The organism is Winogradskya consettensis (assembly GCF_018332715.1).
In the GTDB taxonomy this organism is placed as follows: domain Bacteria; phylum Actinomycetota; class Actinomycetes; order Mycobacteriales; family Micromonosporaceae; genus Actinoplanes; species Actinoplanes consettensis.
In genome coordinates this window covers 15,751-36,698 of sequence record NZ_BOQP01000070.1, presented here as the reverse complement: position 1 = coordinate 36,698, position 20,948 = coordinate 15,751, and the positions used below count along the sequence as shown (strand labels likewise).

General features: G+C 71.1%; 22 protein-coding genes and 1 pseudogene. 7 read left to right on the top strand and 16 right to left on the bottom strand.

Annotated elements, in window-relative coordinates:
* Nucleotide 1: 1 nt before the first annotated feature.
* Genes Aco04nite_RS46235 through Aco04nite_RS46225 form a run of 3 tightly spaced genes read left to right on the top strand, consistent with a single transcriptional unit; the run spans nucleotide 2 to nucleotide 1,628 of the window.
* Nucleotides 2–490 (top strand): polyadenylate-specific 3'-exoribonuclease AS, encoded by a 489-nt coding sequence (locus Aco04nite_RS46235; RefSeq protein ID WP_203834807.1) that lies wholly within the window; start codon nucleotides 2–4, stop codon nucleotides 488–490.
* Nucleotides 491–522: 32 nt separating this feature from the next.
* Entirely contained in the window at nucleotides 523–1,026 is a 504-nt protein-coding gene (locus Aco04nite_RS46230; protein ID WP_213003537.1) for a hypothetical protein, read from the top strand.
* Nucleotides 1,027–1,067: 41 nt separating this feature from the next.
* A complete protein-coding gene (locus tag Aco04nite_RS46225; protein ID WP_213003536.1) occupies nucleotides 1,068–1,628 on the top strand; it encodes a DUF2087 domain-containing protein in 561 nt (186 codons plus the stop codon).
* On the opposite strand, the gene Aco04nite_RS46220 is transcribed toward Aco04nite_RS46225, so the two are convergent.
* The 3 genes from Aco04nite_RS46220 to Aco04nite_RS46210 are packed head-to-tail and all read right to left on the bottom strand — an operon-like array spanning nucleotide 1,625 to nucleotide 3,584.
* The gene (locus Aco04nite_RS46220) at nucleotides 1,625–2,062 is read right to left on the bottom strand and encodes a MaoC/PaaZ C-terminal domain-containing protein (protein WP_244876795.1); all 438 of its coding nucleotides are present in this window, start codon (nucleotides 2,060–2,062) and stop codon (nucleotides 1,625–1,627) included. The two genes, Aco04nite_RS46225 and Aco04nite_RS46220, sit on opposite strands and share 4 nt — an antisense overlap.
* Before the next feature lie 5 nt (nucleotides 2,063–2,067).
* Nucleotides 2,068–2,895 (bottom strand): oxygenase MpaB family protein, encoded by an 828-nt coding sequence (locus Aco04nite_RS46215; RefSeq protein WP_344646509.1) that lies wholly within the window; start codon nucleotides 2,893–2,895, stop codon nucleotides 2,068–2,070.
* Complete coding sequence (locus Aco04nite_RS46210; RefSeq protein WP_213003533.1) at nucleotides 2,895–3,584, bottom strand: lysophospholipid acyltransferase family protein; 690 nt, start codon at nucleotides 3,582–3,584, stop codon at nucleotides 2,895–2,897. The genes Aco04nite_RS46215 and Aco04nite_RS46210 overlap by 1 nt, the downstream gene beginning before the upstream one ends.
* Before the next feature lie 149 nt (nucleotides 3,585–3,733).
* Between Aco04nite_RS46210 and Aco04nite_RS46205 the strand changes: the two genes are divergently transcribed.
* Together Aco04nite_RS46205 and Aco04nite_RS46200 are read left to right on the top strand one after the other, a co-directional pair.
* Nucleotides 3,734–4,585: a DUF308 domain-containing protein gene (locus tag Aco04nite_RS46205; protein WP_213003532.1), complete on the top strand. Its 852-nt coding sequence runs from the start codon at nucleotides 3,734–3,736 to the stop codon at nucleotides 4,583–4,585.
* Nucleotides 4,586–4,654: 69 nt separating this feature from the next.
* Complete coding sequence (locus Aco04nite_RS46200) at nucleotides 4,655–6,070, top strand: alpha,alpha-trehalose-phosphate synthase (UDP-forming) (protein ID WP_213003531.1); 1,416 nt, start codon at nucleotides 4,655–4,657, stop codon at nucleotides 6,068–6,070.
* A 9-nt stretch (nucleotides 6,071–6,079) separates the two neighbouring features.
* On the opposite strand, the gene Aco04nite_RS46195 is transcribed toward Aco04nite_RS46200, so the two are convergent.
* The 6 genes from Aco04nite_RS46195 to Aco04nite_RS46170 are packed head-to-tail and all read right to left on the bottom strand — an operon-like array spanning nucleotide 6,080 to nucleotide 11,405.
* Complete coding sequence (locus tag Aco04nite_RS46195) at nucleotides 6,080–6,844, bottom strand: alpha/beta hydrolase (RefSeq protein ID WP_213003530.1); 765 nt, start codon at nucleotides 6,842–6,844, stop codon at nucleotides 6,080–6,082.
* Nucleotides 6,841–8,175, bottom strand: coding sequence for a flavin-containing monooxygenase (locus Aco04nite_RS46190; protein ID WP_213003529.1), 1,335 nt, complete (start codon nucleotides 8,173–8,175; stop codon nucleotides 6,841–6,843). The genes Aco04nite_RS46195 and Aco04nite_RS46190 overlap by 4 nt, the downstream gene beginning before the upstream one ends.
* Nucleotides 8,176–8,200: 25 nt before the next feature.
* Nucleotides 8,201–8,878: an endonuclease/exonuclease/phosphatase family protein gene (locus tag Aco04nite_RS46185; protein WP_213003528.1), complete on the bottom strand. Its 678-nt coding sequence runs from the start codon at nucleotides 8,876–8,878 to the stop codon at nucleotides 8,201–8,203.
* 10 nt (nucleotides 8,879–8,888) lie between these two features.
* Nucleotides 8,889–9,839 (bottom strand): ROK family glucokinase, encoded by a 951-nt coding sequence (locus tag Aco04nite_RS46180; protein ID WP_203834818.1) that lies wholly within the window; start codon nucleotides 9,837–9,839, stop codon nucleotides 8,889–8,891.
* Nucleotides 9,840–9,898: 59 nt separating this feature from the next.
* Nucleotides 9,899–10,918, bottom strand: coding sequence for a hypothetical protein (locus Aco04nite_RS46175; RefSeq protein ID WP_213003527.1), 1,020 nt, complete (start codon nucleotides 10,916–10,918; stop codon nucleotides 9,899–9,901).
* Nucleotides 10,919–10,952: 34 nt separating this feature from the next.
* A complete protein-coding gene (locus tag Aco04nite_RS46170; RefSeq protein WP_213003526.1) occupies nucleotides 10,953–11,405 on the bottom strand; it encodes an SRPBCC family protein in 453 nt (150 codons plus the stop codon).
* Nucleotides 11,406–11,579: 174 nt separating this feature from the next.
* Between Aco04nite_RS46170 and Aco04nite_RS46165 the strand changes: the two genes are divergently transcribed.
* Both Aco04nite_RS46165 and Aco04nite_RS46160 read left to right on the top strand, forming a co-directional pair.
* Nucleotides 11,580–13,271 carry a sensor histidine kinase gene (locus Aco04nite_RS46165; protein ID WP_213003525.1) on the top strand — a complete coding sequence of 564 codons (1,692 nt, stop codon included), beginning with the start codon at nucleotides 11,580–11,582 and terminating at the stop codon, nucleotides 13,269–13,271.
* 7 nt (nucleotides 13,272–13,278) lie between these two features.
* Nucleotides 13,279–13,947 (top strand): response regulator transcription factor, encoded by a 669-nt coding sequence (locus Aco04nite_RS46160; protein WP_023359837.1) that lies wholly within the window; start codon nucleotides 13,279–13,281, stop codon nucleotides 13,945–13,947.
* Nucleotides 13,948–14,059: 112 nt separating this feature from the next.
* Here the strand turns inward: Aco04nite_RS46160 and Aco04nite_RS46155 are convergent, their stop codons facing one another.
* From Aco04nite_RS46155 to Aco04nite_RS46125, 7 genes and pseudogenes are all read right to left on the bottom strand, one after another.
* Nucleotides 14,060–14,680 (bottom strand): NADPH-dependent FMN reductase, encoded by a 621-nt coding sequence (locus tag Aco04nite_RS46155; RefSeq protein WP_213003524.1) that lies wholly within the window; start codon nucleotides 14,678–14,680, stop codon nucleotides 14,060–14,062.
* 278 nt (nucleotides 14,681–14,958) lie between these two features.
* On the bottom strand, nucleotides 14,959–15,372 hold the full coding sequence (locus Aco04nite_RS46150) for a DUF4395 domain-containing protein (protein WP_213003523.1): 414 nt from the start codon (nucleotides 15,370–15,372) through the stop codon (nucleotides 14,959–14,961).
* Between the two features lie 76 nt (nucleotides 15,373–15,448).
* Nucleotides 15,449–15,634, bottom strand: a pseudogene (locus Aco04nite_RS46145) (ester cyclase); the annotation flags it as partial.
* A gap of 161 nt (nucleotides 15,635–15,795) precedes the next feature.
* Complete coding sequence (locus Aco04nite_RS46140; RefSeq protein ID WP_213003522.1) at nucleotides 15,796–16,131, bottom strand: TlpA family protein disulfide reductase; 336 nt, start codon at nucleotides 16,129–16,131, stop codon at nucleotides 15,796–15,798.
* A gap of 389 nt (nucleotides 16,132–16,520) precedes the next feature.
* Nucleotides 16,521–18,407, bottom strand: coding sequence for an ABC transporter ATP-binding protein (locus Aco04nite_RS46135; RefSeq protein ID WP_213003521.1), 1,887 nt, complete (start codon nucleotides 18,405–18,407; stop codon nucleotides 16,521–16,523).
* A gap of 124 nt (nucleotides 18,408–18,531) precedes the next feature.
* Complete coding sequence (locus Aco04nite_RS46130) at nucleotides 18,532–19,665, bottom strand: glycosyltransferase family 4 protein (RefSeq protein ID WP_213003520.1); 1,134 nt, start codon at nucleotides 19,663–19,665, stop codon at nucleotides 18,532–18,534.
* Nucleotides 19,665–20,921 (bottom strand): M48 family metalloprotease, encoded by a 1,257-nt coding sequence (locus Aco04nite_RS46125; protein WP_213003519.1) that lies wholly within the window; start codon nucleotides 20,919–20,921, stop codon nucleotides 19,665–19,667. The genes Aco04nite_RS46130 and Aco04nite_RS46125 overlap by 1 nt, the downstream gene beginning before the upstream one ends.
* Nucleotides 20,922–20,948: the final 27 nt, after the last annotated feature.

The window sequence follows — 20,948 nt, the reverse complement described above, 5'->3', positions numbered from 1 at the left end:
GATGGTCTACCGCTATTTCTACGACTGCGAGTTCATCGAGGACGGCCTGACGGTCGACCTGGTGTCCATCGGCATGGTCGACGAGTTCGGGCGCGAGTTCTACGCCGTTTCCACCCAGTTCGACGAGTCGAAGGCGATCCCCTGGGTCCGCCGCAACGTGCTCGACAAACTGCCGTCCCCCGCCGACCCGGCCTGGCGCTCACGGGAACGCATCCGTGACGACCTGCACGCGTTCCTCACGGAACCGGTCAAGGGCCGCGACGAGCAGATCGAGCTCTGGGCCTGGTATGCGGCCTACGACCACGTCGCCCTTGCCCAGCTCTGGGGTGCCATGCCGGCGCTGCCCCGCGAGATCCCCCGCTTCACCAAGGACCTGCGCCAGCTCTGGGACGACAAGGGCAAACCACCCCTGCCGACCGCCCAGGGCCGCCACGACGCCCTGGTCGACGCGAAGCACAACCTGGCCCGATGGAAGGCCATGGGCGGCTGACCCTTGTGGACACCCGTCGCTACCCTGCCCCCATGGCAAGGGACCGGCGGGTGCACCATCAGAACGACCTGCAGGCCCGAGCGCTCCTGGTGCTCACAGTCGCCTGCGAGGTCTTCCTGGCCTGGTTCTCCCCCTTCCCCGGCAGCGTCGGTTTCGCCCCGGTGGTGGTCGTCGTCTACCTGATGGGGCCGTGCACCAGCATCGTGGTCACCCCGGACAAGCTCGTCGTCCGCAATAGTTTCCACAGCTGGCACGTCGCCCGCAGCTTGATCACGTACCCGGATGCGAACTCCTGGTCGAAGGACGAACTGACCGTGCGGGGCCGGCGGCCGATCAGCATCTCCGCCTTCGAGCCGTCCGGGCTCAGCTTCGGGATGGCTGCCCTCGCAGGTGGCCCGCGGTGGCTCATCGACACCCTCGGCGAGATCGGTCCCCGCCCCGACGACGGGCTCGTCGCCTGGCGGATCCGCTGGGTCAACGTCGCCCTGGCCGTGGCGATCGCCGGCACCTGGGCCTGGGCCTACCACCGCTGGTAAACCGGATGCACCGGCGGCGGCCCCGGACCTACGGTGTCGAGATGTCCGCTGATGCCGCCCAGGCTGCCGAAATCCTGACCCAGCTCGCCGTTCCCGTCCGGCTGCGGGTCTTCGCCGACCTCGTCCGCCGGGGCGCGGAGGGTGCCACGATGGCCGAGCTGGCGTACCCCCTCGACCTGTCGATCCCCGAGGTCGGCGACGCCTGCGCACGCCTGGTGGCTGCCGGGATCGTCACGGGTACGGGCAACGGTGTCTACCGAGCCCATCCGGGTCAGCTCCGCGACGCAGCCGCCGCCGTCGATACGCTGCAGCCGATCAGTGCGCTGCTCACGGCGTACCCCAAGCTTCGATCTTGTTTTTCGCACGGTCGCGTGACCAGTCTCCCGCCGACGCTGAGCGACCGCTACCCGCTGATGGGTGAGTTACTGGCCCGCTACCTGGCCCTCGACGAGCTCTGCGACGAGGACACGATCAACCGCCGGCTCGCCGTGGTGACCGACGACGTCGCCGGCGCCCGCCGCCTGCTCGTCGAGTCGGGCTGGCTGGAACGCGACCGCGCCGGCACCACGTACGGTCCCGGGCGGCCGTTGCCCGTCGCCTAGGGCCTGAGCGCGACCATGAGGTCAATGCGGCCCTCCTGGACGACCGTGCCGTGCTGGTCGGTCAGGGTGAACCAGCGGTCGAGGATGCCGCTGGTGCCCTTGCTGGTGAGCCGGGTCGCGCGGATCTCGACCTGGCAGGTGAGGGTGTCGCCGATCAGGACCGGCGCGAGGAAGCGCCAGTCCGTGACGCCGAGCAGGGCGATCGAGCTGCCCTCGAAGACCCCGAGCCGGCTCGCCAGGCCCAGGACGAAGGATGCCCCGAGCATGCCGTGCGCGATCCGCTGCCCGAACCGCCCGGCGGCCCCGAACTCCGCGTCGGTGTGCACCGGGTTGGTGTCCCACGTGAGGTTCGCGAAGGCGGTTACGTCTGCCTCGGTGATCGTGCGGCCCTGCGTACGGAAGATCTGACCGGGCTGGAAGTCCTCGAACCACATCGTCGTCACCCCTCCACCTTCTCAGGCCCGATCGTCGCGAGGTCGTAGCCGTCGGGGTAGGTGCGGCCGACAACGCCGTCTTCCAGCCAGGTGCGGGTGCGTGGTCCGGCGGCGTGGCGCAGCCAGGTGTTGCGGGCGGTGAGGGTCGTGCTCAGGAGCGCGCGGGCCCACCTCGGGGGTTCCGCGATGCCGGTGGCCTCCCGGAGCGGGCGGTCGAGGAGGGCGGCGGTGAGCCGGGGGTCGAGCGGGAGGAGGCTCCGCGTCGCGGTCATCAGTTGTTCCGCTGCCGGGGTGTACGCGAAGTGCTCCGCCTCGTACGCGTCGTAGAAGTGTTCGAAGCTCTCCCAGGTCGCCGGGATGCCGGTGATGTTCATGCGGCGCCCGAGCGTGGAGTAGAAGGTCAGCATCGCCGTGCGTTCGTGGCAGCAGAGCTCGCGCCAGCCGTGGGCGTCGATCCAGCGGGCCGGCGAGAAGATGAACGTGCCGAGGACGTAGAGGTAGTCGTCGTTGCTGATCGTGAAGCGGCGGTGGAGCTGGTTGAGGCGGCGGGTGGCCGTCCGGCCCTCGGGGCTGTCCAGGCCGTGGGCGATCAGCGTGTACATCAGGATGCCGGTGTCGTCGGTGCGGCGCTCGGTGCGCTCGGTGGTCTCGCCGGTGGCGACGAGCAGGGTGGCGATCGACGGGACCGCGAACGTACGCCAGAACGCCAGCACCAGCCCCAGGCGCAGGTCGAGGGGGAACTCGTACGCCGCGGTCGTGCGGTAGATCCGGTGGTGGTCGGCGACCGGGTCGAGCCCGCGGAGCTCGGCGAGGCGGTCGTAGCGGGTGCGCATCACGGGGCCGGGTTCTTGAGGCTGGCGGCGTAGACGTCGACGTATTCGCGGCCGGAGAGGGTCATGAGTTCGTACATGATCTCGTCGGTGACCGCTCGTTCGACGAAGCGGTCGCCTGCGGCGGGGGTGCCGGCGATCTCGTAGCGGGAGAAGTCCAGGGGGCGGCCGATGCGCATCCGGACGCGCTTGATCGCGCGGATGAGGGTGCCGGTCGGCTGGATCTCGTCGGTGTTGAGCAGGGCGACCGGGACGACGACCGCGCCGCTCTCCAGGGCCAGGCGGGCCACGCCGGTCTTGCCACGGTAGAGCCGGCCGTCCGGGGAGCGGGTGCCCTCCGGGTAGATGCCGGCGACGTTTCCGGCGTTGAGGACGCGCAGCTGGGTGTCGAGGGCCGCGCGGGCGGCCTTCCCGCCGGAACGGTCGACCGGGATCGTCCCGGTGCCGACGAAGAACTGGCGCATGAGCCAGCCTTTGACCCCCTTCCCGGTGAAGTACTCCGCTTTGGCGACGAACGTCACCCTGCGTTTCAGCACCAGGGGTGTGAAGATCGAATCGGAGAAGGACAGGTGATTACAGGCGATAATCACCGGACCTGTCTCCGGAATATGGTCCAGACCCCGCACATCGGGGCGGAAGAGGCATTTCAGGACAGGTCCTAGAAACACGTACTTCAGTAGCCAGTAGAACACCGGTGTCCTTTCCCACGCACCCGGGCCGGGGGCAGGAAAAGAGTACGAAGCGGGAGCGGCACGCCACAACGCACTCCCGCAAGCGGCACCTGGCGTGTCACCATTCAAGGCACGCGCGCGAGGAGCGCGGGGGCGAGGAGCGTAAAAGGGTGTCTGCGGGTGGCGCCCGTCGAGGGCGGCGGGACAACGGGCTCGACGCGGCCGATTATGCGGCTGCGGGCGACGTGGATCCACGCGTGGGCGAGCACCTGCTCGACGTGCTGGCGGCCGGTGGCATAGCTGCCTACCTGCAACCTTCCGCCGACCTCAATCCGGTCCTGCGGGCCACGACGCTGCCGGCGCGCCCGACGGACCGGCTGTTCGTCGACCGCGAGCACCTCGACACCGCCAAGGAGCACCTGCAGAAGCTGACCGGCGGTCTCGGCCCCACACCGGCCCCGGCCAAGACGGAGGCACCGCCGGCCCAGAGCTCAGGTGCCCAGAGCTCGGCCGCCCAGAGCGACGTCGACGCCGAGTGGGCCAAAATCGTTGCGGGCTTCCACACCGCCGTCGATCCGCTTGCCGAGCCGTGGCCCAAGGCCGAGGGGCTCGACCCCAACAGCAACCCGCAGCCGGGCCCGGTGACGCTGCCCACGGACGAGCCGGCCCCGCACAACCGGCGCCGCACCGACCGCCCGGAGCCCACCGGCCCCACCGGCGAGTCCTCGCTGCTGGACGGGCTCGACACGTTCGGCGCCGGCCTGCCGGACGACGAGGACGAGGACCGGTATGTGCCGCCGCCCCCGCCGCCGCTGCCGCACATCTCGAAGTACGCGGTCGCCGGGGTGCTCGGGGTGGTGCTGGGCTTCGTGCTCTTCCTCTTCCCGTGGCTGCTGCCGATCCAGCGCAACTTCGTGACCCTGATCGGCTTCACCGCGATCGTGGCCGGCGCGGTGACCCTGGTCTGGCGGCTGCGCTCGGGCGACGATGACGACGACTTCGACGACGGGGCCGTGGTCTGAGCACGACGGGGCCGTGGTCTGAGAACATAGACCTGTACCTCTGGGTAGCCATCCGATAACCTCTCGTGAATGCGCCAGAGCTCGCTCGTGGTCGTGTCCAACCGTCTCCCGATCGACGACAGCGTCGCTCCCGACGGCGCGTGTGAATGGCGGCGCAGCCCCGGCGGGCTGGCCGGTGCCCTGCACGCGATCCTCGACCGGACCCCGGCCACCTGGGTCGGCTGGGGCGGGAAGGTCGGGGACGCGCCGGCCCTGCCCGACATCGGCAGCCTGCGGATGCGACCGATGGGGCTGACGAGCGAGGAGCACAGCGGCTACTACGAGGGGTTCGCCAACTCGACGCTGTGGCCGCTCTACCACGACGCCGTCCTGCCGCCCGTGTTCGACCGGGGCTGGTGGGAGACGTACAGAGCGGTGAACCAGCGCTTCGCCCGGGCCGCGGCCGAGGCTGTCGAGCCCGGCGGCACGGTCTGGGTGCAGGACTACCACCTGCAACTCGTGCCCCAGATGATCCGCGAGCTGCGGCCCGACGTGCTCATCGGCTTCTTCCTGCACGTGCCGTTCCCCCCGCCGGAGCTGTTCATGCAGCTGCCGCGGCGGCTCGACCTGCTGCGCGGGATGCTCGGCGCGGACCTGGTCGGGTTCCAGCGCCCGCAGGCCGCGCACAACATCGCGCAGCTCGCGGTGAAGCTGCTCGGCGCGCGGGTCACCGGCGACGACCAGATCACCCTCGACGGGCGGGCCATCCGCACCGGCGCGTTCCCGATGTCGATCGACGTCGCCGAGATGCAGGCGCTCGCCGCTCGCCGCGACGTCCGGGAGCGGGCCGCGCAGCTCCGCTCCGACCTGGGCCGGCCGCGGCGGGTGCTGCTCAGCGTCGACCGGCTCGACTACATCAAGGGGATCGAGCACCGGTTGACCGCGTACAGCGAACTGCTGCGTGACGGCCGGGTCAAGGTCCGCGACACCGTGATGGTGCAGGTGGCGGTCCCCAGCCGGGAGCGCGTGGACAGCTACCGGGCGCTGCGGCACCGCATCGAGGGCGAGGTCGGGCGGATCAACGGCGAGCACGGCCGGGTCGGCGAGCCCGCCATCCACTACCTGATCCAGCCGTTCGACCGCGCCGAGCTGGCGGCGCTCTACCAGACCGCGGACGTCATGGTGGTCACCCCGCTGCGGGACGGGATGAACCTGGTGGCCAAGGAGTACGTGGCCGCGCGGGCCGACGCCTCGGGTGCGCTCGTGCTCAGCGAGTTCGCCGGGGCGGCCGACGAGCTCGAGGACGCGTTCCTGGTCAATCCGCACGACGTCGACGGGCTCAAGGAGACGCTGCTGCGCGCCATGGAGGCCGACCCGGCGGACCTGGAACGCCGGATGACCGCCATGCGTTCGCATCTCGTCGGCCACGACATCGTCGCGTGGGCCCGCGCCTACCTCACGACGCTGGACCGCACCGGCCGGGTAGCCGCGGGGCTGAGAAAATAACGGCTGCGCCTAGGCGAGCAGCTCCTTCTCCAGCCAGTCGATGACGGCGTCGATCGGCTCCTGCCAGTCGGTGTCGAGCATCAGGTCGTGACCCATCCCCGGAAACAGCAGCGGGGCGCCACCGAAGCGGGCCGCCGTACGGTCCAGGGCCTTGCGGGTGACGATCTTGTCGTCGGGGCTGCCCACCACCAGCATCGGAGGCGAGCCCACCGGGGCTGCCGGGCGGGAGGCGGTCAGCACCGAGCGGTAGACGGCCGTCGGCTCGCGGGTGAGTTTCCGTTCGTACGTGCAGCCGGGGCTGTAGAGCTGCTTACGGCTCAGCCCGAGACCGCCGCCGAAGAACGCGGGCAGGGTGCCGAACGGATTGGTACGCAGGGCCGCGCCGAGCGCCGGCCAGCCGTCCAGCACCGGGGCGGCAAGAACCGCCGCCTTCGCGGGGTAGCGGGCGAGGGCATGCGAGACGACGAGTGCGCCGACCCCGTGACCGATGAGGACGGTCTGCCGCGGGAGACCGGCGGCGACCTGGACCACGTCGTGCACGTACGCCCGTAACGATCCGGCGGCGCGGGGGCTCAGGGCGTACGCGGAGAAACCCCGGGAGGCCGCATGGCCGAGCCAGTGCTCCCGGAAGGCCCACGCGCCGTGACCGAGCCCCGGGACGAAGAGCAGCGGCGGGTTCTTCTCGTCGGGATGGGGCAGGGCGCTCAGCACCTCGCGGCGCACCGCCGGAACCGGCGCGGTCCAGTCCTCGAACCGCAGCAGCTGCGAACTCATGACGCGGGCTCCATGTGCTTGAGCAGGTCCTCGACCGCACGCAGGTAATCGGTGTGGCCGACCTCGAACCAGTGCCGCGACGACGGCACCACCCGCAGCCGGCTCCAGCTGCGCACCGGCCGCACCGACTCCTTCTGCTGCACCGCGGCGGCCTTCGCCGGGTCGTCGATGCGCAGCCGCAGCCAGCGGGCCACGGCGACGCTCTGCCAGTGGGCCAGCGGGAGGAGCCCGGCGTCGGGCTGCAGCAACCCGATCACGGCGAGCGTCGGGTGCCGCCGGGCGAACGCGTGCAGGTGCAGATCGGGACGGCCGTCCTCGTCGACGTCGAGCAGCTCCGGAGCCAGGAACTCGAAGCGCGGCAGGTAGCCGGTCGCCGTGATGACCAGGTCGGGCTCGATGCGCTTGCCGTCGCTGAGCTCCACGGTGGAACCCTCCATGCTCGCGACGTCGCCAACGGCGGTGATGCGGCCGTGGCCCAGGTAGTAGGCGAGCTGGCTGTTGACGACCGGGTGGCTCTCGTACGGCCGGTGGTCGGGTGCGGGGAGTCCGTAACGGGTCAGATCGCCGGCTGTCAGCCGTACCATCCATCGGTAGAGCTTCTGCCTGAAGCGCAGGGGAAGTCGCGGCGGGAGCATCTGATCGGCGGGACGGCCGAAGAGGTATTTCGGGGCGAACCAGTAGCCGCGGCGGGTCGAGTGCCACACCTTCTCGGCCTGCTGGGCGGCCTCGACCGCGATGTCGCAGCCCGTGTTGCCGCCGCCGATCACCAGGACCTTACGGCCCCGCAACTGCGCCGGATCCTTGTACGCCGAAGCGTGCATCACCCGCCCCCGGAACTCCGACGTGTCGACGGTGAACGGCTTCGGCGCCCAGTTGTGCCCGTTCGCGGCGATGACGGCCGCGTAGCGCTGCACCCGCTCGGCACCGCCGCCGACGCTGCGCGTGGTCACGTCCCACCGCCCGTCACCGGCCGGCGTCACCGAGACAACCTCGGTGCCGAACCAGATGTCGTCCCGCAGGCCGAAGTGCTCGCTGTAGCGCTCGAGATAGCCGAGCAGCTGGCTGTGATGGGGGTAGTCGGGCCAGTCGTCGGGCATCGGGAAGTCTGGGAACTCCGTCAATGGCCGCGACGAGACGAGATGCGCGGTGGAGTAGACCGGGCTGCGGTCGTGACGCCAGTTCCAGGCGCCGCCGACCGAGGTCTCGCGCTCGTAGCAGTCGACGGAGAATCCCTGCTCACGCAGGCTCTTGATGGTGGCGAGGCCGCTGGCCCCGGCACCGATCACACAGACCGCGTCGTGACGGTCGGCGATGTCCGGGGTGTCTTGCACCCGGGAATCCTCGCAGACGTGACGCTTACTCGGAAGGTAGGAGAATATCCGCGAGAACGGGAAGATGATCACTGGCTCGGCGGGCCGCGTCGTTGTCCACGACCTCGTAGCGCGCGACCTCCACACCGGGCGAGACGAACAGCGCGTCGAGCTCCATCCGGGGCAGCGTCGCCGGGAAGGTGAGCACCCTGCTCCCGCCCTGCTGGAAGCCGTCGGCGACCGTGCGCCAGGCACCGCCGCCGGGCCCCTCGTTCAGGTCGCAGCCCGCCACCAGCGTGCCCTCGATGTCGCCGAGCGCCTCTTTCCAGAGGGCCGCCTGCGCCGGTCGCTCCGCCGGATCGGTCGCCAGGTGCGACCCGGAGATCGTGAACCGGGCGCCCTTCACCGAACATCGCGCGAACGCCGCCCCGCGCAGATGCCGCCCCGGCGTCAGCGGATAACGCAGGCACCACGTCTCGTGCACCCGGACCCGCATGCTGACCAGCAGCAGGTTGCCGAGGGCGGGCAGCCCGCCCTCGGCCACGACCATGCCGAAATCGTCCGCCAGCGCGGCGCACTTGTGCCGCCACCGGAACCGCCGCGGCGCCTCCTGCACGATGACGACGTCCGGGGCGAGATCGCGGACCAGGCCGGTCAGCGCCGCCCGATCGTCACGCAGGCCGTGCACGTTGTAGCTGAGCACCCGCAGCGGAACCCCGGACACGTCGTCCCCCTCAGATCCGGCGGGCCAGGTCGGCCGCGCCGAGCACACCCGCGGTGTTACCGGTCTCCGCGGCCCGGATCTCCGCGACCGGGAACCGCCCGCGGTTGGTGAGCTCCTTGCGGTAGGTCGCCTCGACCGGACCCATCAGCAGGTCACCCGCGTCGATGACCCCGCCGCCGAGCACGAACACCTGCGGGTCGAAGGCCTGCGCCAGGTCGGTCAGCGCCACCCCGAGCCAGTAGCCGATCTGCGCGAACGCATCCCGCGCCACGCCGTCCCCGGACCGCGCCGCCTCGGTGATCTGCCGCCCGGTGATCTCCAGCGGGTCCCCGCCGGCCAGCTCCAGCAGCAGCGCCGCCCGATCCGGCTCCTGCCGCGCCCCCGCCCGCGCGAACCGCACCAGCGCCTTACCGCTCGCGTACTGCTCGAGACACCCGAGCCGCCCGCAGCCGCACGGATGCCCGTTGTTGACCGACTGGATATGCCCCAGCTCACCGGCGATCCCGTTCGCCCCGCGCCACAGCCCCCCGTTGATCACGATGCCGCCACCGATCCCCGTCCCCACGGTGATCATCACCATGGAGTCATCGGCCTGCCGCCCCGCCCCGAACCGGAACTCCGCCCACGCGGCCACGTTCGCATCGTTCTCCAGCACGGTCGGCAACCCGACCGCCTTCGCCACGATGTCCCGCACGGGCTCGTCCCGCCACGCCAGGTTCGGCGCGAACAGCACCGTCGACCCAGCGGCGTCGATCCAGGCAGCCGCGCCGATACCGACCGCGTTCGCCTCGGGATACTGCGCCGCCAACTCGGTCGCCACGGCAACGATCGTGTCCCGCGTGCCGGCCGGATCGTCCGCCGGGGTCTCCCGCCGCGTCTGCGCGACAACGGTCCCCTTCTCGTCGACCACCCCGCCGGCCACCTTCGTGCCACCGACGTCGATCCCGATGGTCAGCGCCACGCTGCCCGTCCCCTCATGTTCGTGTCACTCCGCCCCCGCTGGGTCCCAACCCGGACTGATCAGTCGGCGGAGCTGTCGCTTGTGTCGCTCGGTGCCGCCACATCATGATCTACGCCGACGCTTCCCGCCACGCCGGTTTCAGGCGGTGAGTCATCATTTGCGTAGTTCGCGACCGCCGCAGCCCAGGGGTCCGTGGGGCGCGTCACGCCCTTTTCCCATTTTTCAGTACGCGTTTCGGCACCCACAACCGCACCAGGCCCTGACCCGCTTCGAGCGGCCGCGGCCTCTCCATCGTCGCCCGGCCCTGTGCCGCGCGCCGCGGTCAGGTCCACAGCGACCTGGCGGGCCTCCTTGGCTCGGCCGGCATTAGCCGGGCCGGACTCCTCGGCTCGGTCCGCGGCGGCCGGGCCGGCCTCTCCCGCGGCGGCACGGCTGGCCTCTTCGGCTCGGTCCGCGGCGGCACGGCGGCTCTGCTCGGCCTCCTCGGCGGCGGCCCGGCGGGTCTGTGCGGCCTGGCGGGCCTGCTCGACCTTCTCGGCGGCGGCCTGGCGGGCCTGCTCTGCCTTTGCCGCGGCCTCTCGGCGGGCGGCACGGCCGTCCTCGCGGGTCGCTGCTGTCCACGGGTCGGAGCTTTCCTCGATCGTGGGCTCATCCAGCTCTTCGGACTTTTCCGTCCTGCCAGATTTTTCCGTTTTAGCGGGCGCACGTGTCGCAGCGGACCACGACTGATCGGGGGTCGGCTCAGGCCGCGCCGTCGAGCCGGTCGCCGTTGAGCTTCTTGTCGTCGAGCCGGTCGCGGCCGGGCGGGTGCGGGTGGCCTCGCTGGCGGCCATGGAGGCGGCGCGCAGCACGCTGGCCACGCCGGTGGCGATGTCGCCGACGCCCGATGCGAGGTGGGCGGCGGCGCTCTTCTCGTCCTTCTTACCGAGGACCGAGCCGACGACCCCGCCGAGGAGCCCGCCCAGAGCACCCAGCCCACCAGGGCCGGACGAGCCCCCCGCGGCCTGTGAAGCCCTGGCCAGCACCGTGGCGACGAGGCGCTCGGCCTCTTCGCGTGCCGATCCCGTGGTCCCTGTCATCGTGTGCCCCCTGTGCCCGCAAGCGGAAGAACCGTTACGCCTTGGCGAGACTCTCGACGCGGCGCTTGAGCTCCTTCAGGGCCGTGTCCATGATCATTTTCTCGGCCTTGCGTTTGAACATGCCCAGCATCCCGACGGTGAGCTCCACCTCAAGGGTGTACGTGACGGTCGTGTTTCCGCCACCGTCCTCGACGAGGTCATACGAGCCGTTCAACACTTTTTGCATCTTCGAGGGCGCGGCCAGGTGCCACTCGACCCGGGACGCATCATCCGAATACGCGTATTCGAGCTGATAGTCGTCGGCGAGAGGGCCGGCATCGAGCACGAAACGCACCAGCGCGGCGTACCCGTCCTCGTACGCCTCGACGACCTCGGCGAGTTTCACCGCATCCGCCCACTCGGGATATCGGGGAAAATCGCAGATCACCGCGGCTACCTCGGCGAGAGGCGCCTGCACCAGGATCGACTGAGTCGAGCTGTCCGCCATGGCAGGCAGGCTACCGTGCGCCTGCCCGCCCGCCCGCGACGCCCAGCCGCACCACGGGCCCGCCCGCCGCGACGCCCAGCCGCACCACGGGCCCGGCGGCGCCCGCACGGCCGCACGCCAACGCCCGGCCGCACCACTGGGCCGGATCGGGGCGCTACGGCTACCATCCGTCACGTGCCCGCCTCAGCCAGCGTTCCTGTGCGCATCCATCCGCTCGTGGTTGCCGCGCGTCTCGTCATGCTCGCTCTCGTGGCCGCGCTGACCCTGATCGCGACGCGGGAGCCGGCCGAGCTGCGGTGGATCGCGTTGCTGCTGGTAGCGGCCCTGCCCTCGTTCTTCGCGCCGGACCACCGCATCGCCGCGCCGCTGGGCCGGCTGGCCGAGGTCGCCGTCACCGGGCTGGCCGCCGGTTCCGTCGCCGCCGCCGCGAACAGCCTCGGCACCGTCGATGCCGGGTTCGGGGCCGAGGCAGTGCTCCCCTACCTGGCCGTTCCCCTGCTCACGGCGGCACTGCGGCGGCGGCCCACCGAGGGTGCCGCGCTGCTGGGCGTCGCGGCGGTCGCGATGGTCATCGGCGGGGTGATCGTCGAGGAGGGCACCGCGGTCATCACCCAGCCGGGTTATCTCGCCGCGGGCGGGCAGTGGCTGGTGCTGGGCGCGATCGTCACGTTCGCCGCCGACACTATGCGCCAGCTGATGACGCCGACGGAGGTCACGCCGCAGCCGTACGCGGAGGCAACTCGGCTGTTGACCCAGCTGCGGAGCGTCGCCCGCTCGCTGCCCGGTGCGACGCTCGACCCGGGTGGCATTTCTGAGCACCTGCTGGAGGAGCTGCGTACGGTGGCCCCCGCCGAACGGACCGCGGTGCTCTCGGCCAGTGGCGGCGGGCGGCTCGTGGTGCTCGCCCAGTCGGGCGCCGAGCGGGTCGACTGGGAGGTCACCCTCGACAACGACTCCGCGATCGCCGACGCCTGGGCGACGCAGCAGGCGCAGACGGCCTCGCGGTCCCAGGCCCGCACGCCCGTCGGTGGGGACACGTCTTCGCTGGTCGTACCGCTGGTCGCGGGTGTGCGTACGATCGGGCTGGTGATCCTGGAAGCCGACGTCTCCAGCGCGTACCCGTCGGCAGTGATCTCGAGGGTGACCGAGGTGACCGGCCCTGCCGCCCTCCGGCTGGAAGCCGCCCTGCTCTTCGACGAGGTGCGCTCGCTCGCGACCAATGAGGAGCGTCAGCGACTCGCCCGCGAGATCCACGACGGGGTCGCGCAGGAGCTCGTCATGGTCGGCTACGGCATCGACAACGCGCAGGCCACCCTCCCCGAGGGCGCCGAAGAGACCGCCGAGGAGCTGCGTACGCTGCGCGGCGAGGTCACCCGCGTCATCACCGAGCTGCGGCTGAGCCTGTTCGAGCTGCGTTCCGAGGTGGACCGCAACGGCGGGCTGGCGGCGGCGATCGCGGAGTACGCGCGGACCCTCGGCACCTCCGCCGGGCTGCGCGTGCACTTCACGTTCGACGAGTCCACCGCCCGGCTGCCCGCGGCAACCGAGGCGGAGCTCCTGCGCATCGCCCAGGAGGCGATCACCAACGCCCGCAAGCACGCCGGTGCGTCCAACCTGTGGGTCACGTGCACCGTCGACCCTCCGTACGCGGAGATCGAGGTCTCGGACGACGGGAAGGGATTCGCCGACGACCGCCCGGACGGACGCTACGGCCTTGCGATCATGGCCGAGAGAGCGGAACGTATCCGGGGCCGTCTGGAGATCCGGCCGCGACACCCCAGCGGGACAACCGTTGCGGTAGTGCTCGGAACCTCCGCCCGGCGCGATAGCGTGCGGGATAGCGTTTCCGCACCAGAAGGGGAGTAACCCGAGCATGTCGACCAGTCCGATGCCGACGACCCGCACCAAGGTGCTTCTCGTCGACGATCACGACCTGATCCGTAAGGGGCTGCGGCACGCGTTCGAGCGGGACCGGCAGTTCGAGGTGGTCGGCGAGGCTGCCACCGCCGCCGAGGCCGTCCGCCAGGCCGGTGCGCTCCAGCCCGACGTGGTCATCATGGACCTGCGCCTGCCCGACGGCAGTGGCCTCGAAGCCACCCGCGCGCTGCGCAAGAACAACGCCAACATGGGCATCGTGGTGCTCACGATGTACGCCGGCGATGACCAGCTGTTCGGTGCTCTCGAGGCCGGGGCCAGCGCATTCGTGCCCAAGACCGCCCCCGCCGACGAGGTCGTGGCGGCTGCCCGGCACGCCGCCTCGGCACCCAGCGCCTTCACCGCGGCCGACCTGGCCGAGGCCATGAAGCGCCGCCTGGCACCCTCGGGCCCCCAGCTCTCCCCGCGCGAGGGCCAGGTCCTGCGCCTGCTCGCCGACGGCATGAGCGTGGCCGGAATCGCCAAGCAACTGTTCGTGTCGGAGTCCACCGCCAAGACCCACATCTCGAAGCTCTACGAGAAGCTGGGCGCCGCCAACCGTGCCCAGGCGCTGATGACAGCCCTGCGCCTCGGCCTCCTCGAAGCCCCGGACGCACCCAAGTTCTGACCGCTCACCCCACCGCCCGCACCGTCCCCGTCACAGGGAACGGATGCGGGCGGTGGCGTTTGTGAAACCCTCCGTCAGCACACAGGACGGACATTTTCGGCGCGTCCCGACTTTAGCTGCCACTTCGCCGGTGACGGGCCGCGCCGGCCTGAAGCTGAGGCACCATCGGATAAAGACTCGACTGCACCTGCCACGACGGCGTCTCCTCCGGCTTCGGCGCCACCGCCCGCTCGAAAGCGTGGAACATGTCGCGCATTGCCTGATGCAACCTCGCGTCGGCAATCAGCCCGTCCGCCCCGACCGCCTCCTTACCCATCGGCAGCCGGATGATCGCCGACCGCAGCACCCGCGCATTCCCGTGCCCCAGCACCGTCTCCAACGTCGAAAGTGCACCGTGGTCATCCCCCGGGTTCGCGACGGAAACCCAGGCCACCGGCTTGTCCCAGAGCTCGGCACCCTCCACGAGCCAGTCCAGCAGATTCTTCAGACTCCCCGGCAGCGACCCCGCGATCTCCGGCGTACTGAACACAATGCCCTGCGCCGTCCCGGCCATATGCCGCAACAAGGTCACTGCATCATGCTGCTCCCCCGGCGCGTACGCGGGAAGCCCCCGCAGCCCGTCGTAAAGCCCCGCGATCACGCTCCCGGGCGCGACCATCGCCGCCGTCCGCAGCGCAGCAGTGTGGAGGGAGGCCTCGCGGGTGCTCCCCGAGATCAGCAGGATGCGAGTCATGCCCGCGACTTTAAAGCTCAGCGCGCGCCATCCCGTGCAACCAGCGCCCCGCTTCTTCCATCCCCAGCCCACCCGGCGAGGCGGGCGAGGCGGGCGGGCGAGACGGGCGGGCGAGACGGGCGGGCGAGACGGGCGGGCGAGACGGGCGGGCGAGGCGTGGCGAGGCGAGGCGAGGCGGGCAAGTCCGCGAGACGGGCGGTAGCCAGGGCAACGCGACCGAGACAGGCAGCACGGGGCGGCGGACAGCAAGGCCTGGGAAATCGGACGGCGTCCGGAGGTCAGGCGGCCCGGGTGGTGAGACGGCGGAAGGCCAGGTAGGCCTCGCAGCCGAGGCAGAGGCCGAACGCCGCGTTGAGGAAGGCGGCGAGCAAGCCGAACGCCGCGAAGATCAGGCCCAGCGTCGTGGCGCCGGACAGATAGCCGATGGAGGCGACGGCGAGGAAGACGAAGCCGACCACTTGCGCGAACCGGACCGGCGCCGCGTCCTCGCGCTCCGCCGTCGGGCCGAGCCGGGGCGCGATCAGGTAGCGGTAGATCAGCGCGTAGGGGCCGCTTCGCGGAGAGGCTGCTGTGATCGCGAAGACGATGGTCTGGGCGAGCGCGAGCCATCCCGAGCCGGTCGCCAGGACGATGACGAGGACGACGGTGGTCAGTGCCGCGGCGAACCGGGGACCGCGGGGGTCGAGCTGCATCCCAGGACTGTCGCACAACCCGGCGCCATGGTTACGGTGAGTCGCATCACCGCGCTCTAGGTGAAGAATTCCCAGCTCAGGCTGTCTGCATGGGGGTGTCGGCCGGGGCGGAGAGTTGCGCCATCAGGCCCGTGAAGTCTTCGAGGTGCCAAGTCGGGACGATGCGGTCGTTCCGGATCTCGTGGATGTCCATCGTGCGCATGTCGATCCGCCGGCCGGTGGGCGCGTGTCCCCTGACGGCACACTTGCGAGTGCCGCTGGCCGTGTTTCTGACCGGGTGCGAGCGGAACCTTGCGCCAGTCCTCGGCTGCGTTGTCCAGCAGCGCCAGAAACGTGATCAACGTCAGCATGTCGTCGACAGCTTGGCTAGCGGCGCTAGGAACAAGGGTGCAGCAGCTCAGGCGATCCCAGCAAGGGCGGCGCTCAGCGGGACGGCAGGACGTTTCCGAGGGCGGCGATCAGCTGTGGTTTTGAGGGCACGCCGGTGGCGCGTTTGGTGACCCGGCCTTCGCCGTCGAGGACCAGCAGCGTCGGGGTGCGCCAGATGTCGAGGGCGCGCACGGCGTCCAGGTGGCTCTCGGCGTCGACCTCGACGTGGCGCACGCCCGGCAGCAGCTCCGCGACCTCCGCGCTTACCCGCCGAACAGCCCGGCACGGCGAACAGAACGCCGTCGAGAACTGCAACAGCGTCGCGTCAGCCGGCCCCACCCCGAGCTCAGCCAGCAACCCCGCATCGATCCGCTCGCCGTCCCCACCCATCGAACCCCCCTCGCCCGAACCGGACCCAGCCAAACCAGAGCCAGCCAGCCCAGAGCCAGCCAGCCCAGAGCCAGCCAGCCCAGACCCAGCCAGCCCAGAGCCAGCCAGCCCAGAGCCCGCCAGCCCAGAGCCAGCCGGCCCAGAGCCAGCCGGCCCAGACCCGGCCGAGCCGGACCGGGCGGGAGCAGGGCGGGCACCGACAGACCGCAGCCGGCCGTCGGTGCGACGCCGCCACAGCCCGGCGGCCACGCCGACGAGCAGCACCGCCACCACCACGATCAGCCCGGTCACATCCACCCGCCAACAATCCCACGCCCCACCCCCAACCGCCCTGTGAGCTGCACCGCGCCCCACGGGTACAGGTTCACGAAGCCAGGCCGGGCACAGCCTCACGCAGACTGATATGCCTCGGCCTGCAGCGAGAACATCTGCGCGTACGTCCCCCCGCGAGCCATCAGCTCCGCGTGATCCCCCTGCTCGATCACCGAGCCATGGTCGAGCACATAGATCCGGTCGGCCTCCCGCACACTGGCCATCCGATGCGTGATCAGCACGACCGTCCGCCCAGCCGCCAACTCCCGCAGCCTGGTGTAGACATCATGCTCAGCCCGCGCGTCGAGATTCGCCGTAGGTTCGTCGCAGATCAACAGCGGGGCGTCGCGATAGAAGGCCCGGCTGACCGCAAGCCGCTGCCACTGCCCGCCCGACAGATCAGCGCCATCGGTGAAGTGCCGCGACAGCAGCGTGTCGTACTGCCGGGGCAGCTCCATGACGAAGTCGTGCGCGTCACCGGCCCGGGCGGCGCGCTCGACTTCGGGCATTCGGGCGCGGCGTTCGTACCGTCCGATGGAGATGGTGGCTCGGGCCGGGAGTGGCCATCGGGTTGGTTCCTGCATGACGACCGCGACGCGGCGACGGACCGATTCCGGGTCGATGGTGGCGAGGTCGCGGCCGTCCCAGCGGATGAGCCCGGACTGCGGGCGGTAGAGCCCCGCGAGCACGCTGGCCAGCGTCGATTTGCCCGAACCGTTCTCGCCGACGAGGGCGACGATCTCGCCTCGGCGCAGTTTCATGGTGACGTCGCGGACGGCGGGGCGTTCGGCGTCGGGGTAGCTGAACGTCACGTTGTCGAGGCGGATCTCGGTGAAGCTCTCCGGGGCGTCGCGGCCGGTGACCGGTTCGGTGCGGGCCAGGGACAGGTCGCAGAAGCCCTGGAAGTCCGAGAAGTACAGGCCCTGTTCGAAGACGCGGTTGGCGCTGTAGGCGAGTTCGGTCAGCTTGCCGATGCCCATGCCGATCGCGTACGCGGCCGCCCCACCCGCCGCCAGCTCCATCCGCCCGGTCCAGAGCAGCCAGAGCAGCAGCAGGTACGTGAGACCGGTGACGATGCCGCTGAGCGTGTTCCCGATCAGCGCGGTCCGGACCTGCCGCGTCGACAGCAGAACCTCCTCCCGTGTGGCCGCCGCGAGCAGCCGTTCGATCTCCGCGAGCAGATATTTGCGTACGGTGAAGGCCCGAACCTCCGCCGCCGGTTCGCGAGCGGCGAGCAGTTCCGCGAGCATCCGCTGTCGCCGCCACACGGCGATGTACCGCAGCCGCTGGCGGTAGCCGAGCCGGGCCGAGCGCACCGCCGACCAGGCGATCGGCACGACGGCGAGCACCAGCAACGGCAGCAGCAGCGGGTGCAGCACGGCGAGCACACCCGCGGCCGCGACCAGCCCGATCAGGTTGGTGCCGAACTCGATGGCCCGGTCGACGAGGTTCTGGGCGGCGAAGATCCCCCGGTCCCGGGCCCGTTCCATGGCGTCGCGCCAGCTCGGGTCGTCGAACGTGGCCAGGTCGACGCCGGTGGTCAGGTCGAGCAGGCGCATCTCGGCGGCCTGGTAGACCTGCGGCGACAGCCTCCCGTTGGCAGCTGCGGCCGCGGAGGTCAGCGCACCGCGTACGACCATCGCGCCCACGAGCAGCAGCAGTGACGGGACCGCGGCCCGGACCCTGTCCGGAGTCGGCACTTCACGCAGCAGCCCGTCGAAGACGCCGACGACGCTGATCAGCCCGACGGCGCTGGCAACACCGCCGAGCAGGTGCAGGACGACCACCGACAGCGTGGTTCCGGGGCTCGCCTGCCACGCCAGCGCCCACGCGGAGCTGAGCAGTCGCGGCAGCCGCCGGAACATCCGCAGGAAACTGGTGTTGGCGGCCTCTTCGGTGCTGGTGAGCCAGTAGGGAAGAACCAGTTCGTCTTCCGCGTCGTCCTGCTCAGGGGCGTCTTCCATCACGGCTCCCGTCCCATGGGGTCAAGGCCGTGTCCCGCCGATAACGGCGACCGGACACGGCCTACGCCGTTCCTACCTCTGACTACGAAGCGTGTCTATATATATTCCGGGAGTGATGGCGATTTCAGGCCGATGTGGCACGAAGCAGGTCAGTCAGCCGCGCCGCCTTGGTCTCCCAGCGCCACTCCTTCTCGACCCACGCCCGCCCCGCGGCACCCATCTGCCTGGCTCGCCCGGGATCGCCGAGCAGCCCCGCGACCCGGTCCGCGATCGCCGCCACGTCACGCCCGCCGACGACATAGCCGGTCTCGCCCTCGAGGACGGCGTCGGGCGCTCCCCCGGAGTCGCCGGCGACGACAGGCAGCCCGATCGCCGACGCCTCCAGGTAGACGATGCCGAGGCCCTCGACGTCGAGGCCGGCGCTGCGGGTGCGGCACGGCATGGCGTAAACGTCGCCCGCGGCGTAATGGGCGGGAAGGTCCGCCCAGGGCACTGTCCCGGTGAAGACCACATCGGATTCGACACCCTGGTCGCGGGCCAGGGCCGTGAGTTTCTTGCGGTACGGCCCCCCGCCGACCACGAGCAACGCCGCGCCCGGCACCCGACGCCGGATCTCAGGCAGCGCCCGGATCAGCATGTCCTGCCCCTTGCGCGAAACCAGCCGCGAGACGCAGACGACAACCGGGCGGTCGCTCAGCCCGTGCCGCGCGCGGACCTCGGCGCCGTCCACGCCGGGGTGGTAGACGTCCACGTCGACGCCGGGCGTGAGGCGTTCGAGCTCGGTGCGGCCGTGCAGCGCGCGCTCCAGCCGTACCCGCTGAAATTCGGTCAGAAAGGTGACCACGTCATTGCCGGTGGCGATCCGCTGAAGCAGTTGCCGCGCGCCCGGCAGGGCGGCCCAGCCGATCTCGTGACCATGGGTGAGCGAGACGGCGCGCTCGATGCCGGCGTGCCTGCGCAACCCGTCGGCGAGCAACCCGAGCGGCGCGGCGGCCCCGAACCACACGCTGTCGCAGCCGTGCGCCCTGGCGATCTCCGCGGCCCGCCTGGCGACCGCCGGGGTGGGCAGCAGCACGCCGGTGCGCTCGCGGATCACCTCGAACGGCTGCTCGGCGTCGAACTGCTCGGACCCGCGCCAGGTCGACGCGTAGACGACCACGGACCCTTCCGGCTGGCGTACGGCCAGATTGTGCACGAACTGCTGAATCCCCCCGGGCCGCGGGGGAAAGTCGTTGGTGACCAGCAACGTCCGGCCCATCAGCGCTCTCCCCTGGCATAGGCGCGCGCCGCGGCGATGCGCTCCACGGTGGACGGGTGCGAGGCGGACATCACGTACTCCCAGGCCGGCGGGTCGGGGTCGGAGAGGTTGACCGTGCCGAGCCGGCGCTGCATCGCCTCGAACGTCGCCGCGTCGCCGGTCAGCTCCAGGGCGTGCGCGTCCGCGCGGGACTCGATGCGGCGCGACACCAGGGCCTGCACCGGACCGCCGGCCAGCCCGGCGATCGTGACCAGGGCGATCAGCAGCGCGATGGCCCGCGGATCCCCCATGGAATCGGTGCCGGCCCAGCGCAGCAGCCACCCCAGCGAGCCGAGCAGATAGAGCGCGATCACCGCGGCGGCCGCCCCCAGCGCGCCGATTATCGTGCCGGTGAGCACGTCGCCGCGCTCGGCGTGCCCCAGCTCGTGCGCTGCCACGGACACCACCTCGTCGGGCGTGGCCTCGGTCAGCATCGTGTCGTAGACCACGATCCGCCGTGTCGGCCCGAACCCCGAGACGTAGGCATTGACCGCCCGGGTCCGCCGCGAGGCGTCAGCAACCAGAACATCCTTGACCGGCACGCCGTCCCGCGCCGCCAACTGCATCAGCTCGGTCCGCAGCGGCCCGTCGGCCATCGGCGTGAACTTGTTGAAGATCGGCTCGACGACCACGGGCAGCACGAACGACAGCAGCACGACCACGAGCGCCGCCCCCGCGGCCCCGAACGCCCACCACCATCGCGGCGCCGCCCTCGTCACCGCGAAGAAGCCGAGCAGGGCCAGACCACCGATCACGGCACCCACGGCGTACGACTTGACGAGATCGACAGCCCAGGCCCCCCACGTCTGCGTGGAGATGCCGTACTCGACGACCACCCGGTGCCGCCACGCCGCCAGCGGCAGCGTGACCACCTCGACCACCAGCACCACGATCAGCCCGCCGAGCACGGCCTGCGCGATCCAGTGCCCGCCGAACGGCCGCCCGGCCAGCGTCACGAGCCGCGCCCCGAGCGGCGTCAGCCCGAGCAGGAGCGCCCCGACGAGCCCGATCGCCATCGAGGCGTACCCCGCGGGCCGCAGCGCCTCGTGGAACGCCCGCGCCCGCGCCAACTGACCGGCCGGGAATTCCTTCAGCGCGGCGATCTGGTCGGCGCGTGGCGCCGGCGGCCGGTGCCAGGGCACCACGACGGCGGCGTACACAACCAGCCCGGCCACGAGCACCGCCAGCGTGCCCGCAGCCCACATCCGAGGCGTCACCGGGCCCATCCTAGGGTGGGCCTCTTT

Excerpts from the sequence above, each read along its gene's own strand:
- Aco04nite_RS46235 (WP_203834807.1), top strand. The coding sequence starts at position 2 with ATGGTCTACCGCTATTTCTACGACTGCGAGTTCATCGAGGACGGCCTG.
- Aco04nite_RS46230 (WP_213003537.1), top strand. The coding sequence starts at position 523 with ATGGCAAGGGACCGGCGGGTGCACCATCAGAACGACCTGCAGGCCCGA.
- Aco04nite_RS46225 (WP_213003536.1), top strand. The coding sequence starts at position 1,068 with ATGTCCGCTGATGCCGCCCAGGCTGCCGAAATCCTGACCCAGCTCGCC.
- Aco04nite_RS46220 (WP_244876795.1), bottom strand. The coding sequence starts at position 2,062 with ATGTGGTTCGAGGACTTCCAGCCCGGTCAGATCTTCCGTACGCAGGGC.
- Aco04nite_RS46215 (WP_344646509.1), bottom strand. The coding sequence starts at position 2,895 with ATGCGCACCCGCTACGACCGCCTCGCCGAGCTCCGCGGGCTCGACCCG.
- Aco04nite_RS46200 (WP_213003531.1), top strand. The coding sequence starts at position 4,655 with ATGCGCCAGAGCTCGCTCGTGGTCGTGTCCAACCGTCTCCCGATCGAC.
- Aco04nite_RS46195 (WP_213003530.1), bottom strand. The coding sequence starts at position 6,844 with ATGAGTTCGCAGCTGCTGCGGTTCGAGGACTGGACCGCGCCGGTTCCG.
- Aco04nite_RS46175 (WP_213003527.1), bottom strand. The coding sequence starts at position 10,918 with ATGACAGGGACCACGGGATCGGCACGCGAAGAGGCCGAGCGCCTCGTC.
- Aco04nite_RS46170 (WP_213003526.1), bottom strand. The coding sequence starts at position 11,405 with ATGGCGGACAGCTCGACTCAGTCGATCCTGGTGCAGGCGCCTCTCGCC.
- Aco04nite_RS46160 (WP_023359837.1), top strand. The coding sequence starts at position 13,279 with ATGTCGACCAGTCCGATGCCGACGACCCGCACCAAGGTGCTTCTCGTC.
- Aco04nite_RS46155 (WP_213003524.1), bottom strand. The coding sequence starts at position 14,680 with ATGACTCGCATCCTGCTGATCTCGGGGAGCACCCGCGAGGCCTCCCTC.
- Aco04nite_RS46150 (WP_213003523.1), bottom strand. The coding sequence starts at position 15,372 with ATGCAGCTCGACCCCCGCGGTCCCCGGTTCGCCGCGGCACTGACCACC.
- Aco04nite_RS46140 (WP_213003522.1), bottom strand. The coding sequence starts at position 16,131 with ATGGGTGGGGACGGCGAGCGGATCGATGCGGGGTTGCTGGCTGAGCTC.
- Aco04nite_RS46135 (WP_213003521.1), bottom strand. The coding sequence starts at position 18,407 with ATGGAAGACGCCCCTGAGCAGGACGACGCGGAAGACGAACTGGTTCTT.
- Aco04nite_RS46130 (WP_213003520.1), bottom strand. The coding sequence starts at position 19,665 with ATGGGCCGGACGTTGCTGGTCACCAACGACTTTCCCCCGCGGCCCGGG.